The following is a 15,789-nucleotide window of genomic DNA, read 5'->3' as shown; positions in this document are numbered from 1 at the left end:
GGCGGCACCGGCGGCAACGCCGGCACCGGTGGCACCGGCGGCAACGGAGCGGCCGGGACCAACGCCACCACCGCGGGTGCCGCCGGCGGCAACGGCGGCAACGGCATGCAGGGCGGCAAGGGCGGAATCGGCGGCAACGGCGGCGATGGCGGCGCCTCGGCGCACGGAATCGCGGGCCAGCAGGGCGCGGGCGGCAACGGCGGCAACGGCGGCACGGGCGGCAACCCCGGCGACGGCGGTAAGGGCGCTAATGGCAACGCCAGCACCCCGAACGGGGGCCGCGGCGGCAACGGCGGCCAAGTCGGAGCCGGGGGCCTCGGCGGAGCGGGCGGTACCGGCTCCGTCCAGGGCGTCTCCGGCACCAACGGGTCGGCATCGACGGCGCACGCCGGCAACGGCGGCGCCGGCGGCAACGGCTTCAACGCCGTCACCCCGGGCGCCAACGGCGGCAACGGCGGGGCCGGCGGGACCGGCAGCCTGCACGGCGACGGCGGCGCGGGCGGCAACGGCGGGAACGGCGCGAACGGCGCCAACGGCAACCCCGTCGTCAACAACGGCAATGCCGGCAACGGCGGCAGCGGCGGCAAGGGCGGGGCCGGCGGCAATTCACTCGGCGACGGCAACGGCGGCAAGGGCGGGGCCGGCGGCAACGCCGGCAACGGCGGTCGCGGCGTGGACCAGAGCCAACTGCCCCCCAGCGCCACCCTGCCCGGCAGTGGCGGCAACGGCGGCAAGGGTGGGGCCGGCGGGGCGGGCGGCAGCAGCGTCACCGCCCATGGTGCTGGCACCGGCAATGGCGGCGCCGGCGGCGCGGGCGGAACCGGGGGCAACGGCGGCGGCAACGGCATCGCCACCCTCGACGTGGCGAACAACGTGCAGTACGGCAGCGGCGGCGACGGCGGAGCCGGCGGCGTGGGCGGCAACGGCGGGCTCGGCGACACCGGTGCGCTCGGCGGCGGCACCGGCTTCACCGGCGGCAACGGCGGCGCCGGCGGCTCCGGCGGTGCGGGCGGTTCGGCTTACGCCGGTAACCCCGCCATCGGTGAACACGGCAGGTTCGGCACCAACGGCAACGGCGGCGCCGGAGCCAACGGCGGTACCGGTGGTGGCGGCGGCACCGGCGGGGCCGGCGATGACAGCGCCGGCGGAACCGGTGGCAACGGCGGCAATGGTGGTGCGGCCGGCAACGGCGGATCGCCCGGCTCCGGGCTTTACGCGCAGCCGGGGATCAACAAGGCTCCGGTCGGGATCGGCGGGGCCGGCGGCAAGGGCGGCGCCGCGGGATCCGGCGGGGCCGGTGGCATCGGGGACACCGGCTTCAACGGCGGCACCGGCGGCAACGGCGGTGTGGGCGGCGCAGGCGCCAACGGCGGCGACGCCCTCGGCAGCTACTACGCGCAGGGCTCCAGCGGTGGCAACGGCGGCAACGGCGGCGCCGGAGGGAACGCCGGTGCAGGCGGCGCCGCAGGTGTGGGTGCGCACGCGGGCAGCGGCGGCAATGCCGGCGCGGGGGGCCACGGCGGTAACGGTGGTGACGGCGGCGATACCACCTTGACCGGAACGAACGTCCACGGCGGAGCGGCCGGTGACGGCGGCGACGGCGGACGTGCGGGCTCGGTGGCCGCCGGCGGAACGGGTGCCCGCGGTGGTGACGGTGGCGACGGCGGCGACGGCGGTAGCGGTGGGTCGGTCGGCAACCACGGCGCCAACGGCGCCGGGGGTGACGGCGGTACCGGTTCCGGTGGTCTGCCCTCCGGCGAGCGGGGTGGCCCCGACGGCCCGGTCAACGTCACCATTCCGCTGTACCTGCAGAGCGGCGGCATCAGCCCGATCGTCTATATCTCGATCAACGGCGGTCCGCCGGTGCCGGTGCAGATCGACACCGGCTCCACCGGCCTGACGATTCTGAACAGTGCAGTCGGCAACCCCGGCAGCCTCGGCAGCGTGCTGCTGACGGGCAGCGCCAGCTACGCCGGACTGGGCAACAACAGTTACGCCTACCAGACCTACAGCACCACGGTGGGTTTCTGCGACAAAGTGGCCTGCTCGGGAGAGATCGTCACCGACCCCACCGGCGTCAACGTGGTCAGTCCAGCGTCGAATGCACTGATGACGCAGTACTTCAACCAATACGGCATCGTCGGAGTCCTGGGCATCGGTCCCAACAACGGCTATGCCGGCACGTCGACGATCATCTCGGCGCTGCCCGGTGCGCTCAACCAGGGCGTGCTCATCGACGAGCAGACCGGCCAAGTGATTTTCGGACCGAACCCGCTGGACCCCGAGACCTCCGTCTCCGGATCGCCCTACGTGGACACGATGATCTCCATCAACGGCGCTCCCCCGGTGGCCGTCACGACCTCGATCGACTCCGGCGGCATGTACGGCAGCATCCCGCAATCGCTGTTCCCGCAACTCGGGGTCGGCTCGCAGGTGCCCGCCGGCACGGTGATCTCGGTGTACAACGCCGACGGCAGCACCCTGCTGTACTCCTACACCACCACCAACAACGGTCCCTATGTGACGTCGGGCGGGGCGGCCAACAGCGGCTACTACCCCTTCTCGGTGAACCCGGTCTACATCGACTACCGGCCCAGCGGCTACGGCGCCACCATCATCAGCCGCTAGGCCTTAGAGCAGCTCTTTGGCCAGCAGTTCGCAGGTGCGTTCGCGGCCGGGTGCCGTGGCCGGGTCGGTGCCGCGATACGCCGAGGCGACCGGATTGACCATCACCTCATCGACGGCGAACTGTTCGGCGAGCGCGCTGAGCTGCTCGGCCGCTTCGGCCGGGGTGCCCACGACCGCGCGCCGCAACCCGCTGTCGATGATGCGTTGCTCGGAGTCGGAGACCGCCGCCGCCTGCGCGTCCTCGACCAGATCAACCGCGCCCAGCGGTCGCCCGGTCCGCAACCGAGCCATCATCTGCAGGTTGGGCAGCATTAACGCCGTTGCCTCGTCACGGGTTTCGGCAACAGACGCGTTGACGGTGAGAAACGTCGTCGGTGCGGAACACACTTCGCTGGGCGTGAAATTCTGCCGATAGTAGGCCAGCGCCTCCGCGGTGCCCTGGCCGGAGAAATGGTGGGCGAACACGTACGGCAGGCCCTTGGCCGCGGCCAGCCGCGCCGAATACATGCTCGACCCCAGCAGCCACAGCCGCGGTTCGCCGACCGCGGCCGGGGTGGCCTTGAGCAGGTAGTCGCCGTCACGCAACTGGACCTGCACGCCGCGGCTGCTCATCATCGCCCGGACATGGTCGAGATAGTCGGGGAAGTTCGCGATGTCCTCGTCGCCCCGGCCGGAGCGCAGCATGACCGACGTGACCGGGTCCGATCCGGGGGCCCGCCCGATCCCCAGGTCGATCCGGCCGGGCGCTGCGGCCTCCAGCAGCGCGAACTGTTCGGCAACGGCCAGCGGGGCGTGGTTGGGCAGCATCACCCCACCGGAGCCGAGCCGCACCCGCGCCGTCTGCGCGGCGAGGTAGGCCAGCAGTACCGGCGGGCTGGTAGCGCCCACCGAGGGCATGTTGTGGTGCTCGGCCACCCAGTATCTGGTGAATCCGAGGCGGTCGGCGGTCTGGGCCAGCCGTACCGTCGCCGCCAGCGCATCGGCGGTGGACTGGTCGGTGCGGACGGGGACGAGATCAAGGACGGAAAGACGCACGCTACTGATCAACACCGGAACTCAGCCGGATAGTCCCGCCAACACCGACGCTTGCGCGAAGATGTCGTCCAGCATCGCCGGGGTCAACCGTCCGGTGAACATGTTCTGTTGACTGGGGTGATAACAGCCCAGCAGCCGCAATGCCGGACCGAGCTGGGCGAGCGCGCCGTGGGCGAACTTCGGCTTGGGTTTGGGCACCGGGTCGGCGGCAACCCGTAATGCGACCTGCCAGGCGAAGCCACCTAGCGCGATCAACACCCGCACGTGGGGCGCGATCAACTGCCACTCCGTGTCGATCCACGGCGCGCACGTGTTGCGCTCGACGGTGGTCGGGGCGTTGTCCGGTGGGGCACAGCGCACCGGCGCGATGATCCGGATGCCGTTGGCGTGCAACCCATCCGCAGCGTCGACGCTGGTGGGCTGGTTGACCAGACCGGCTCGGTGCAGCGCCGCATACAGCTGGTCGCCAGACCGGTCGCCGGTGAACATGCGGCCGGTGCGGTTGGCGCCATTGGCAGCAGGCGCCAATCCGACGATCACGATCTTGGGTTTCGAGGAGCCCCAGCCGGGCACCGGTCGCCCCCAATACGGCTGGTCGGCAAAGGACTTTCGCTTGACCACGGCCACCTGCTCACGCCAAGTCACCAGTCGGGGGCAGGCCCGGCAGACGCTGATCAGCGCGTCGAGTTCGTCGATCGACTCGACTTGGTCGGCCAGCCGCACCACCTGTGTGGCATCGGCAGCCGGTGGCGTTTCCGGGGTTGCCGGATCGCCGGGCCAGCCTGCCCCGGGCGGCACCGGCGAGTCGAACGGCTGACCGGTGCGGGGGTGCTTCAGCATTGCCTCACTCTGCATGCCGACGGGGCGGGGCGGGAAGGCAGCCTTGTTTTCTGAGAGTTTCTCAGACATAGTTGACCGACCTTGAGGCGGAGAAGGGCTGACCATGGGCTTGCGCCGACTTTCCGAGCGGCTTGTGCCGACAGTGCTGAGCGCCACGTTGCTCCTGTTCGCCGGGCCGGTGGCACCGGCCCACGCCGACAGCCCTGAGGATGCGCTGACGGCGTTGGTCATGGGCGGCACCTTCATGCCGACTCCCAGTCAGCGCTGGCAAGAAGCGATCGTCAGCGACTACATCGATCCCGCAACCGGGGGCACCTACACCCCGGTGACGGTCCCCTATCCGGCATCGGGTGCCAGCACGTCGATTCCCACCGGTCTGGCGAACCTTCAGGCTGCGATGGCTCAACAGCCCGACGGCCGGCCCTACCTGGTGTCGGGGTATTCGCAGAGCGCCCAGATCGCGGTCCTGGAAAAGATCAACCTGATGCAGTCGGGGCAACCCGCCCCCGATGTCACCTTTTTCCTGCTCGGCTCGGGCAACCGCCCCAACGGGGGCTTCCTGGAGCGGTTCGAGGGGTTGGTGATCCCGGGGATGCCCGGTCTGGACTTCAACGGGGCCGAGCCGACCAACGGCGGAATCGCCACCATCGACGTCACCGCGCAGTACGACGCGAATTCGGACTTCCCGCAATTTCCCATCAACCTGGTGGCCGACTTCAACGCCTTGCTCGGATTCATCTACACCCACGGGGGTTACGGCGGTGGGCCTCTGCCGCAGTTGGTTCCCGCGGTGTGGCCCCCGTCGGAGCCCATGACAGGCCCGTTTGTCGACGAGTACGTGCTGGGCTCCACCGAGATCGTCAAGCAGATCACCGGCGACACCACCTTCTACTTCATCCCAACCGCCGAATTGCCGCTGCTGAGTCCGCTGCGCACCTTGGGAGTGCCCGAGTCGTGGCTCGACGTCGTGCAACCGGCGCTGCGGGTGATCGTCGAAGCCGGATACGACAGATCCGTGCCTTTCGGAGAGCCGACGCCGGCACAGCTGATCCCGACACTCGACCCGGTGACCTTCGCGCTCCAGTTCGCGCAGGCGAGCGTGCAGGGCGCCGTCAACGCACTGAATCTCCTCGGCCTGGACCTGCCCGGCTACGCCGAGCTGATGGGACTCTTCGATGACGCGCGCGCCTGGTCGGCCGACGAGATCGGCGCTCCCTACGCGCAGGTGGCCTCCTGGCTCAACGACTACATCAACCCCTTCACCGCTTTCACCGCGATCGCCGGCCCGATCGGCGAAGCCGTCCAACTGCTGTTCGACGTGACCGGCGTCCAGGAATACCTGCTGGATCCGGCGCTGGGGCTCATCGGCACCCTGGGCGGACTGGTCACCAGCTGACCGCGGCTGGCCGCTCCTGCGCGGGGGCGTCCCGCCAGATGCCGCGGCTAGGATCACCTGGGTGATCGCCGAGGCGCTGACCCAGCTGATAACCGAACTCCCCGAGGGCATGGTGGTCACCGACCCGACAATCACCGCCGGCTATCGCCAGGACAAAGCGCTGGACCCGATGGCGGGCCAGCCCTTGGCAGTGGTGCGCCCGCTGCGCACCCAAGAAGTGCAGACGGTCATGCGATGGGCTACCGCTCACCGGGTGCCGGTGGTGACTCGCGGCGCGGGCACCGGCCTGTCCGGCGGCGCCACCGCGATCGACGGCGGGATCGTGCTGTGTACCGAGAAGATGCGCGACATCACCGTCGACCCCGTCACCCGTACCGCGGTGTGCCAGCCGGGCCTGTTCAACGCCGAGGTGAAGAAGGCCGTCGCCGCCTACGGACTGTGGTACCCGCCGGACCCGTCGTCGTTCGAGATCTGCAGCATCGGTGGCAACATCGCCACCAACGCCGGCGGGCTGTGCTGCGTCAAGTACGGCGTGACCACCGACTATGTACTGGGCCTGCAGGTGGTGTTGGCCGACGGCACCGCGGTGCGCCTGGGCGGACCCCGCCTCAAAGACGTCGCCGGACTCTCGCTGACCAAGCTGTTCGTCGGCAGCGAGGGCACCCTCGGGGTGGTCACCGAGGTGACCCTGCGACTGTTGCCCGCTCAGTCGAAATCGGCTGTGGTGGTGGCCACTTTCGCCTCGGTGACCGCCGCTGCCGAGGCGGTGCTCGACGTGTCCGGGCGGCTGCGCCCTTCGATGCTGGAGTTCATGGACTCGGCGGCGATCAACGCCGTAGAAGACCAGCTGCGCATGGGCCTGGACCGCGAGGCAGCGGCCATGCTGGTGGCGGCCTCCGACGAGCGCGGTCACGCGGGCGCCGAGGATGTCGAGTTGATGGCCCAGGTGTTCAACGCGCACCACGCCAAGGAGGTGTTCTCCACCGATGACCCGGTCGAAGCCGAAGGCTTCGTCGCGGCCCGGCGGTTCTGCATTCCGGCGGTCGAGGCGAAGGGGCCGTTGCTGTTGGAGGACGTCGGGGTGCCGGTGCCGCGGTTGGCGGAGCTGATCACCGGTATCGAGAAGATCGCCGCGGAGCGCCGGTTGCTGATCTCGGTGATCGCGCATGCCGGCGACGGCAACACGCACCCGCTGATCGTGCACGACCCGCGCGACCCCGATCAGGTGCGTCGTGCCGAGCTTGCCTACGGCGAGATCATGGAGCTGGCCTTGACGCTGGGCGGCACTATCACCGGCGAGCACGGCGTGGGGCGGTTGAAGCGACCGTGGCTGGGCGAGCAGCTGGGTCCCGACGTGATGGCACTGAACCAGCGCGTCAAGGCCGCACTCGACCCGCTGAACATCCTGAATCCGGGTTCGGGCATCTGAACGCACCTGGCCATTGACACGCGCATGCCGCTGTCGTATCAATGAGACATGACGACCACGATGTCTCATCCGAAGTTTGAGCTCGGCAACGCCGACACCTGGCCCAATCCCTGGCCGATGTACGCCGCATTGCGCGACCACGACCCGGTCCACCGGGTGGTCCCGCCGGACGCACCCGACCAGGACTACTACGTGCTGTCCCGTCATGCCGACATCTGGGCCGCCGCCGCCGACCATGAGACGTTCTCGTCCGCCCAGGGGCTGACCGTCAACTACCGCGAGCTGGAACTGATCGGCCTGGCCGACAACCCGCCGATGGTGATGCAGGATCCGCCGGTGCACACCGAGTTTCGCAAGCTGGTGGCCCGTGGCTTCATGCCGCGGCAGGTGGAGTTGCTGGAGCCCAAGGTCCGCGAGTTCGTCGTCGAACGCATCGAGCGGCTGCGGGCCAACGGCGGCACCGGGGACATCGTCGGCGAGCTGTTCAAACCGCTGCCGTCGATGGTGGTCGCGCACTACCTCGGTGTACCGGAGGAGGACCGCAGCCAGTTCGACCGCTGGACCGACGCGGTGGTCGCGGCCACCGTCAGCGAAGACGGGGTCGCCTCGGCCGGGGACGCGGTCGGAGAGATGATGGCCTACTTCGGCGCGCTCATCGAACGCCGCCGCACCGAGCCCGAAGACGACACGGTCTCGCATCTGGTGGCTGCCGGGTTGGGCGCCGACGGCGACATCAAGGGACTGCTGTCGGTGCTGGCTTTCACCTTCACCATGGTCACCGGCGGCAACGATACGACGACTGGAATGCTCGGCGGCTCAGTGCAACTGCTGCAGCAGCACCCGGATCAGCGTCAGCTGCTGGTGGAGAACCCCGAGCTGATCCGCGACGCCGTCGAGGAGTTGCTGCGGCTGACCTCGCCCGTGCAGGGACTGGCACGCACCACCACCCGGGACGCCCTCGTCGGCGACACCACCATTCCGGCGGGCCGTAAGGTGTTGCTGCTCTACGGCTCGGGCAACCGCGACGAACGACAGTTCGGGCCGGACGCCGGCGAACTCGACGTGCGGCGCAAGCCCCACCAGATCCTCACCTTCAGCTACGGCGCCCACCACTGCATCGGCAACCAGGCGGCCCGGATGCAGGCGCGGGTGGCGTTGGAGGAACTGATGGCCCGCTGCCCGAACTACACGATCGACGAAGCCGGGATCGTGTGGTCCGGCGGCAGCTACGTGCGACGTCCACTGTCGGTTCCCTTCACCGCAGGATCGTGATGGCCGGCCGGTCCTGGCTGTCCGATCAGCGTGGCGAGCTGGCCACCGAGAAGATTCTCGACGCGGCGGAAAAGCTGTTCGCCGAACAGGACCCCGCCTCGGTGGGCATGAATGAGATCGCCCGCGCCGCAGGCTGCTCCCGCGCCACGCTGTATCGGTACTTCGAGAGCCGCGACGCGCTGCACACCGCCTACGTGCACCGCTGGGCCAATGCGCTCTATCACGAGTTGACGCGACGGCTGGCCGGCATCGACGACCCGGCGGACCGGCTGGTCGCCGGGATCACCGAATCCCTGGCGCTGGTGCGCGGCAACCCCGCGCTGGCGTCATGGTTCGCCGAGACCGGACCGCCGATCGGTGCCGCGATGGCCGCGCAGTCCGATGTCATCACCGTGATGGTGGCGTCGTTTCTGTCCGCATTGGGCGCCGAGGACAACGACGCAGTTGCGCACCGTGCCCGATGGGTGGTGCGCGTGGTCACCTCGATGCTGAGCTTCCCCGGTCGTGACGCCGACGACGAGCGGGAAATGCTGACACAGTTCGTGGTACCGGTTGTGGTCTCGCCGGGGCGGCTCAGGTCGGCGCGGGTCGGCTCGGGGGAATAGGAGGATGGCCCGCCTCTGAGCGACAACTGCGCGTGCGTGGACGAGTCCCCCGCGATTTGTCGCTCAAAGCCGGGCAACTGTGCCAATAGTCCGGCCGGGCACGTGCCCATGGATCCGGCAGGGATGTGCCAACGGTCCCGGCCGGGAATCTGCCTATGGATCCGGCAGGGATGTGCCAATGGTTCCGGCCGGGAATGTGCCAATAGTCCGGCTGGGCACGTGCCCACCGATCCGGCCCGGAACACGGCTCAGGCCCGCACCCGGGTGAAACGGTGCAGCAGCCACGACACCGGCACCGTGACCAGCATGGTGAGCACGAACAGCGCCAGCATCGAGCCGGTGTAGACCGGAGTGCGCAGCACCTCGACCATCACCACCTCCATCAGCACCAGGTGAACCAGGAAGATCTCATAGGAGATCTCCCCCAGCCACACCATCGGTCGGCTCGCCAACAGCCGCGCGTACCAACCGCGATTGCCCAACGCCAGCGGCGCCACCAGCAACGCGGCGATCACCGCGTAGAACCCGGCCTTGACCAAGGCCTCGGACAGTTTGGCCGGTGATGTGGTCGGCTCCCCCGCGATCGGTGTGGAAGCGATGAGATAACAGATGAGCGCCAACGGAATCGCCACGAAGCCGTAACAGCGCACACCCATCGCCCGCAGCACCGTGAGCATCATCCCGGCGACGAACCAGGCCAGATAGCCCGGCAGCCACAGCCGGGCGCCGTCGGGCAGGAAATCGGTCGTGTGTACGAGCGTCAACCAGGCCGGCGTGATCGCCGCCGCCGCAGCCAGCCCGGCCAGCAGCAGCCCCGGCCGCCACTGTCGGCGGCACAGCCAGACCAACGCCGCGTAGGCGAGCAGCGGCAGCAGCACGTAGAAGGCGACTTCGACTGCGAGGCTCCACATCTGGGTGAGACCCTGGTGCAGATAGCCGAACATGTAGTTGTCGGTGTAGATCTGGGTCAGTGTCAGGTTCCGCAGCAACCCGATCGGGCTGTGGCCGGGGTTCGGGCCGGCGGTGCGGTAGTGATAGATCACGTAAGCCAGTAGCACCGTCACGACATAGGCGGGCATGATGCGCCGCACCCGGTGCCAGGCGTACCGGCGCACCGATGGGTCCGGCTGCCCCAATGCGGTGGCTCGCACCCACGGCTGGAACAGCAGAAAACCGGAGAGCACGAAGAAGATCGGCACCCCGATCTCCATCCGGGAACCCAGCAACCCGGCGTAGCCGTGGGTGTACTTGCCGGTGGTGTAGGCCGCATGTGTTCCGACCACCAGGATCGCGGCGACCGCACGCACGCCGGTCAGCGACGCGACCCGATCCACTCCAGCGACCTGCTCGAGCCCGCCCTGGGCGACGTCGTCGCGCGGCAGGGTCATTCGGTCCGTTTCCGGTACCCGCCCTCGCCGCGGCGATCGGGTTTACCAGAGGGCCGTTCGCGACGCAGGTTGATTAGCTGGCCCTGAATCCGGGTCTGCTCCAACGCCTTGAGGGTCTTGCCGGACAATTTGGCGGGCAGCTCGACCAGCGAGTGGTCCACCTTGATGCTGATGCTGCCGAAATCGCTGCGATTCAGGCCACCCTCGTTGGCCAGTGCCCCGACAATCGCACCCGGGTTGACCTTGTGGCGCTTGCCGACCGAGATCCGATAGGTGGCGAATCCGTCTTTCGGCGGGCCCTTGCGGTCGCCTCTGCGGTCGTCGCGATCCGGCTTGATGCGTTCGCGTCGCTTGTCCGGCGGCGGCTCGACCATCAGGAACGCCTCGCCGTCACGGGACTGCAGCGCCAGCGCGGCGGCAATGTCGGCCATCGGCACGTTGTGCTCGCGGCTGTAGTCCTCGACCAGTCGGCGGAACAACTCGATGCCCGACGCTCCGAGATGGTTGGTGATCGCGTCGGCGAACTTGGCGACCCGCTGGGCGTTGACGTCGTCGACGCTGGGCAGCTCCGCCTCGACCAGCTTCTGCCGCGTGACCTTCTCGATCAGCCGGAGCAGGTGGCGTTCCCGCGGGTTGACGAATAGCAGCGCGCTTCCCGAACGCCCGGCTCGTCCGGTGCGCCCGATCCGGTGCACATAGGCCTCGGGGTCGTTGGGAATGTCGTAGTTGACGACGTGCGAGATGCGCTCCACGTCCAGTCCGCGGGCGGCGACATCGGTGGCGACCAGGATGTCGAGGTTGCCGCTCTTGAGCGCGGCGATGGTCCGCTCGCGTTGCGCCTGCGCGATGTCACCGTTGATCGCCGCCGCGGAAAACCCTCGGGCGCGCAGCTTTTCGGCAACCTCCTCGGTGGCCTGTTTGGTGCGGACGAAGACGATCATCGCTTCGAAGGGCTCGACTTCGAGCACCCGAGTCAGGGCGTCCATCTTGCGTGGCCCGGCGACCTCGATGTAGCGCTGGGAGATGTTCTCCGCCGTGGTGGTTTTCGCCTTGACGGTGACTTCGACGGGGTCGTGCAGGTAGCGGTTGGTGATGCGGCGAATAGCCGACGGCATGGTCGCCGAGAACAGGGCCACCTGCTTGTGCTCGGGAGTGTCGGCCAGGATGCGCTCGACGTCCTCGGCGAATCCCATCTGCAGCATCTCGTCGGCCTCGTCGAGCACCAGGTAGTCCAGGTGCGACAAGTCCAGGCTGCCGCGTTCCAGATGGTCGATGACCCGGCCCGGAGTGCCGACCACGACCTGCGCCCCGCGCTTCAGCCCGGACAGCTGCACGGTGTAGGAGGCGCCACCGTAGATCGGCAGCACATTGATCCTTGGCAGATGCGCACCGTAGCGCCCGAATGCCTCGGCGACCTGCAGAGCCAACTCGCGAGTGGGCGCGAGCACCAGCGCCTGGGTGGCTTTGCTGGTGGTGTCGATGCGCGACAGGATCGGGATGGCGAACGCGGCGGTCTTGCCGGTACCGGTCTGGGCCAGCCCGACCACGTCGGAACCCTCCAGCAGGGCCGGGATGGTGGCGGCCTGAATCGCCGAGGGCGTTTCATAGCCGACGTCGACGACAGCTTTCAGAACCGAGGGGTGGATCTGCAGGTCGGCGAAGGTCGGGGCGGGTGGGTCGGGAAGATAACCAGCAGGTGGGTCCGAAAGGGACCCGGTGGTATCTGGGAAGGGCTCAGCGGGGGCATCAGGCGAGGTCATAGCGCTTAGCAGTCTACGGGCAAAGCGGCCCAGCTACTGCCACTGTTGCTCGCCGGCGCAGGGCTACCGACATCGGTGCTCGGCCGCGCCTCCCCCGGTTCCCCGCGCCCGGCCGGTACGGTGCCCGGTGTGTTGGGTGCCGCCAAACCGTTGGCCGTGATATCCGCACTGGCCGCAGCTCTGCTGGCCGGTTGCGGTGCGGGCGACTCCACCGTCGCCAAGACCCCGGAGAACACCATCCCGGCCGCCGCGCCGCCGGAAGCGCCCCCCACCACCGCGTCCGCAACATCGGGCAGCCCGGCCCCCGCCGACCCGTGCGCGGTCAATCTGGCCGCGCCGGCGATCGCCAAGGCCGTCTCCGAGCTGCCCCACGACCCGCGCAGCAAGCAGCCGTGGAGTCCGGAGCCGCTGGCCGGCAACTACAACACCTGTGCCGACATCTCTGCGGTGATCGTCAAGGCCAACACCAACGCCGAACACCCCAGTACCCGTGCGGTGCTGTTTCACCGCGGCGAATTCCTTCCCCAAGCCGTGCCAGACACTTACGGATTCAGCGGTATCGACGTGGCGCAGTCCACCGGCGACACGGTTGCGCTGCGAAACGCCAGCGGCATACCGGGGTTGGCCGGGATCGTGAAATTCCACTGGAACGGCAACGCGGTGGAGATCGTCGGCAACACCACCCGGTGACCGGCCGCGTCCCCTAGAACCGACTGTCGCGCCGTGAATGCCGCCCGAAGGCGTCGGTGTCGTCGGGGTCCTCCCGATAGTGCCGATTTCGGCGGGTCGGATTGTTGCCGGTGATCCCGAACTTGGCCAGCACGTCAGGTACCGCACTCCCGTTGGGGAGCGTGCGCAGATGGCGACCCGCATCGACGTCAACGCCGTTGTGGTGCAGTGGCGCCGGTTCGGCCGCGGCAATCAACGTCGGTGCCCGCGGAATCTCGACGGTGAGCGGCTCGGTGGCGGAGTCCTGCGGACTACGGGCTCGGGGGGGCTTCGGCGCGACAACCGGGATCGGCTCGGTGCGTTCGACGACCTCGGGTTCGGCCTTCGGGGCGTGGAAGTGTCGCGGCAGGCTGACGCGTTCGGGCGCTCTGGTGTTACCGGGATCCTCGTCGCGGTCATCGAGGGCCTCGAAGTCGTCCGGCTCGTCGAAGTCGTCGAGGTCGTCGAAATAGTCAGCACCGGTGCCACGGTCGCTGCGGCGGGCCGGGTCGATGACATAGCCGACCATGAAGAGCGCGGCCACCACACCGAAGAGCGCCACGAACGCCGGCAGCAGCGTCGCCTCCGACATGGCCAAGGCGAACGGCTCGTGAAGGAACTCGGGCAGCTGCAAGACCGCGGAAGCACGCTCGGGGGGCCGACCGCCTGGCATCGGCGGCAGATCAGCGGCGATCCTCGACGTCATGAACGCGGCCATACCGGCGCTGCCCAACACCGCCCCGACCTGGCGCGTCGCGTTGTAGACCCCGGACCCGGCACCGGCCAGATGCGGCGGAAGGTTGCGGGTGGCGGTGGCCGCCAGCGGCGACCAGATGAACGCCATGCCAACCCCGATCACCGCAAACGGCAGCACCAGCCGCCAGATGGGGGTCACCGGGGTCATCTCGATGGACAGCCAGGTGAGCCCGATCGCCAGTACCGAGAAGCCGAAACCGACCACCGCCCGGGGATGAGCGCGGTCGACGATCTTTCCCACAATGGGTGCCAGCACGCCGCTGGCGATCGCCATCGGGGCGGTCAGCAGCGCAGAACGGGTGGGTGACATCTCGCACACCGCCTGCGCGTAGAACATCACCGGCAGCACCATCCCGGTGACCGCGAAGCCGACGACCGCCACGCCGATGTTGGCCAGCCCGAAGTCAAGGTCACGGAAGATGTGCAGGGGCACCAACGGCTCGCCGTCGGTGACGGCCTGCCAATAGACGAAAGCCACCATGCAGCAGACGCCGCCGAAGATCTGCGCCCAGATCCAGGGCGCCCACCCCTGCGACTCGCCTTCCTGCAGGGCGAAGACCAGCAGGAACATTCCGGCCCCCGACAGCGCCACGCCGAGGACGTCGAAGCGGTGCCGGTGCACCGGCAGGTCGGGAATCAGCACGATGGCCAGCACCAGGCCGATGGCGCCGATCGGGACGTTGACGAAGAAGATCCACTCCCAGCCCAGCCGGTCGACCAGCACGCCGCCGGCCAGCGGTCCGATCAGGGTGGCAACCCCGGCGGTCGCCCCCCACACGCTCATGGCCGCGCCGCGGCGGTCCGGAGGGAACGTCCGGGTGATCACCGACAAGGTCTGCGGGGTCAACAGAGCGGCGCCGACACCCTGGACCGCCCGGGCGGCGATCAGCATCTCAATGCTCCCGGCAAGTCCGCACCACAGCGACGCTGCGGTGAACACCGCCAGCCCGATCAGGTACAGGTTCTTGGGCCCGAACTGGTCGCCGAGACGACCGGCGACCAGCAGCGGTACCGCGTAGCCCAGCAGGTAGGCACTGGTGACCCAGATCACGGTGTCGTAGCCGATGTCGAGCGCCGACATGATGCTCGGGTTGGCGACGGCCACAATCGTGGAATCCACCAAGATCACAAAGAAGCCGAGCATCATCGCCCACAGGGCATTCCACGGATTTACCGGGTCAGCCGCGCGCGCCGGACCGGTACGCGCGATCGCGCGTACCGGGTCGTCATACGTGCTGCTCAAGCGCCGCCCTCCCGTCGCTGCGCGGTGCCGTTCGGGGCATCAACCCACCTCACTGCGACGCTACGGACAGATAATGACGGGAACAACTCGGATCGCCACGGCGCTGTTCGCTGCGGGTGACGATCGCGTCCGTTGAAACGGGTAAACAAACGGCAGCGCGTTAGCCTGAACTCCACCGAGTCCGAACGGGAGGCAACCATGGGCATCTTTCGACGGCGACGGCCGGCGCAAGTACCGGCGCCGACCTTCGACGAGGAGAAGCCGACCATGGCGGCGCGGGTGCTGGCGCGGGTCATCGAGCGCAGCGAGCGGGTGCAGGGTCCGGCGGTGCGGGCCTACGTGGAGCGCCTACGGCGAACTGATCCCGATGCCGACCCGGCCCAGGTGATCGCCAAGCTGGAGAAGCGCTTTCTGGCGGCGGCAACAGCCAGCGGCGCCGCGGTGGGCGCCACCGCGGCCGTGCCGGCGATCGGCACCCTGATGGCGCTGTCGGCGGTTGCCGGGGAGACCGCGGTCTTCCTGGAGGCCACCGCGTTCTTCGTGCTGTCCGTCGCGGAGGTACACGGCATTCCCGTGGACAACCGCGATCGGCGCCGCGCGCTGGTGCTGGCGGTGCTGGTGGGCGACCAGGGCAAGGGCGCGCTCGCCGACCTGCTGGGTCCGGGCCGCACCAGCGGCGCGTGGCTCGCCGAAGGATCTGCCGGTGTCGCCGCGCTGCCGCTGCCGGCG

Annotated in this window: 12 protein-coding genes; 7 read left to right on the top strand and 5 right to left on the bottom strand. The window is 69.0% G+C overall.

The window, feature by feature from the left end:
- Positions 1–2,628, top strand: a 2,628-nt coding sequence (locus tag N416_RS24325) for a PecA family PE domain-processing aspartic protease (protein ID WP_024443894.1), incomplete at its 5' end; no start/stop codon positions are given.
- 3 nt (positions 2,629–2,631) lie between these two features.
- Here the strand turns inward: N416_RS24325 and N416_RS0120115 are convergent.
- On the bottom strand, positions 2,632–3,663 hold the full coding sequence (locus N416_RS0120115) for an LLM class flavin-dependent oxidoreductase (protein ID WP_024443893.1): 1,032 nt from the start codon (positions 3,661–3,663) through the stop codon (positions 2,632–2,634).
- A 21-nt stretch (positions 3,664–3,684) separates the two neighbouring features.
- Positions 3,685–4,518: a uracil-DNA glycosylase gene (locus N416_RS0120110; protein WP_024443892.1), complete on the bottom strand. Its 834-nt coding sequence runs from the start codon at positions 4,516–4,518 to the stop codon at positions 3,685–3,687.
- A 118-nt stretch (positions 4,519–4,636) separates the two neighbouring features.
- Here N416_RS0120110 and N416_RS22285 point away from each other — a divergent pair, with 118 nt between their 5' ends.
- The 4 genes from N416_RS22285 (at position 4,637) to N416_RS0120090 (ending at position 9,205) form a co-directional block, all read left to right on the top strand.
- The gene (locus N416_RS22285; protein ID WP_196805164.1) at positions 4,637–5,899 is read left to right on the top strand and encodes a PE-PPE domain-containing protein; all 1,263 of its coding nucleotides are present in this window, start codon (positions 4,637–4,639) and stop codon (positions 5,897–5,899) included.
- A 109-nt stretch (positions 5,900–6,008) separates the two neighbouring features.
- Positions 6,009–7,328 carry an FAD-binding oxidoreductase gene (locus N416_RS0120100; protein ID WP_125079785.1) on the top strand — a complete coding sequence of 440 codons (1,320 nt, stop codon included), beginning with the start codon at positions 6,009–6,011 and terminating at the stop codon, positions 7,326–7,328.
- Positions 7,329–7,376: 48 nt separating this feature from the next.
- On the top strand, positions 7,377–8,600 hold the full coding sequence (locus tag N416_RS0120095; RefSeq protein WP_164518039.1) for a cytochrome P450: 1,224 nt from the start codon (positions 7,377–7,379) through the stop codon (positions 8,598–8,600).
- Complete coding sequence (locus N416_RS0120090; RefSeq protein WP_024443888.1) at positions 8,600–9,205, top strand: TetR/AcrR family transcriptional regulator; 606 nt, start codon at positions 8,600–8,602, stop codon at positions 9,203–9,205. The genes N416_RS0120095 and N416_RS0120090 overlap by 1 nt, the downstream gene beginning before the upstream one ends.
- Positions 9,206–9,453: 248 nt before the next feature.
- Here N416_RS0120090 and N416_RS0120085 read toward each other — a convergent pair whose 3' ends face one another.
- Both N416_RS0120085 and N416_RS0120080 read right to left on the bottom strand, forming a co-directional pair.
- A complete protein-coding gene (locus tag N416_RS0120085) occupies positions 9,454–10,593 on the bottom strand; it encodes an acyltransferase (protein ID WP_024443887.1) in 1,140 nt (379 codons plus the stop codon).
- Positions 10,590–12,353: a DEAD/DEAH box helicase gene (locus N416_RS0120080; RefSeq protein ID WP_024443886.1), complete on the bottom strand. Its 1,764-nt coding sequence runs from the start codon at positions 12,351–12,353 to the stop codon at positions 10,590–10,592. The genes N416_RS0120085 and N416_RS0120080 overlap by 4 nt, the downstream gene beginning before the upstream one ends.
- Positions 12,354–12,473: 120 nt before the next feature.
- Here N416_RS0120080 and N416_RS0120075 point away from each other — a divergent pair, with 120 nt between their 5' ends.
- Complete coding sequence (locus N416_RS0120075; protein WP_036458763.1) at positions 12,474–13,043, top strand: LppP/LprE family lipoprotein; 570 nt, start codon at positions 12,474–12,476, stop codon at positions 13,041–13,043.
- A 13-nt stretch (positions 13,044–13,056) separates the two neighbouring features.
- Here N416_RS0120075 and N416_RS21965 read toward each other — a convergent pair whose 3' ends face one another.
- A complete protein-coding gene (locus N416_RS21965; protein WP_081654642.1) occupies positions 13,057–14,964 on the bottom strand; it encodes an MFS transporter in 1,908 nt (635 codons plus the stop codon).
- 294 nt (positions 14,965–15,258) lie between these two features.
- Between N416_RS21965 and N416_RS0120065 the strand changes: the two genes are divergently transcribed.
- The coding region (locus N416_RS0120065; RefSeq protein WP_024443883.1) for a hypothetical protein at positions 15,259–15,789 on the top strand (531 nt) is incomplete at its 3' end.

This window comes from Mycobacterium sp. UM_WGJ, from assembly GCF_000455125.1.
In the GTDB taxonomy this organism is placed as follows: Bacteria; Actinomycetota; Actinomycetes; order Mycobacteriales; family Mycobacteriaceae; genus Mycobacterium.
The sequence above is the reverse complement of the archived record's forward strand: the minus strand, read 5'-3'. Positions and strand labels throughout refer to the sequence as shown.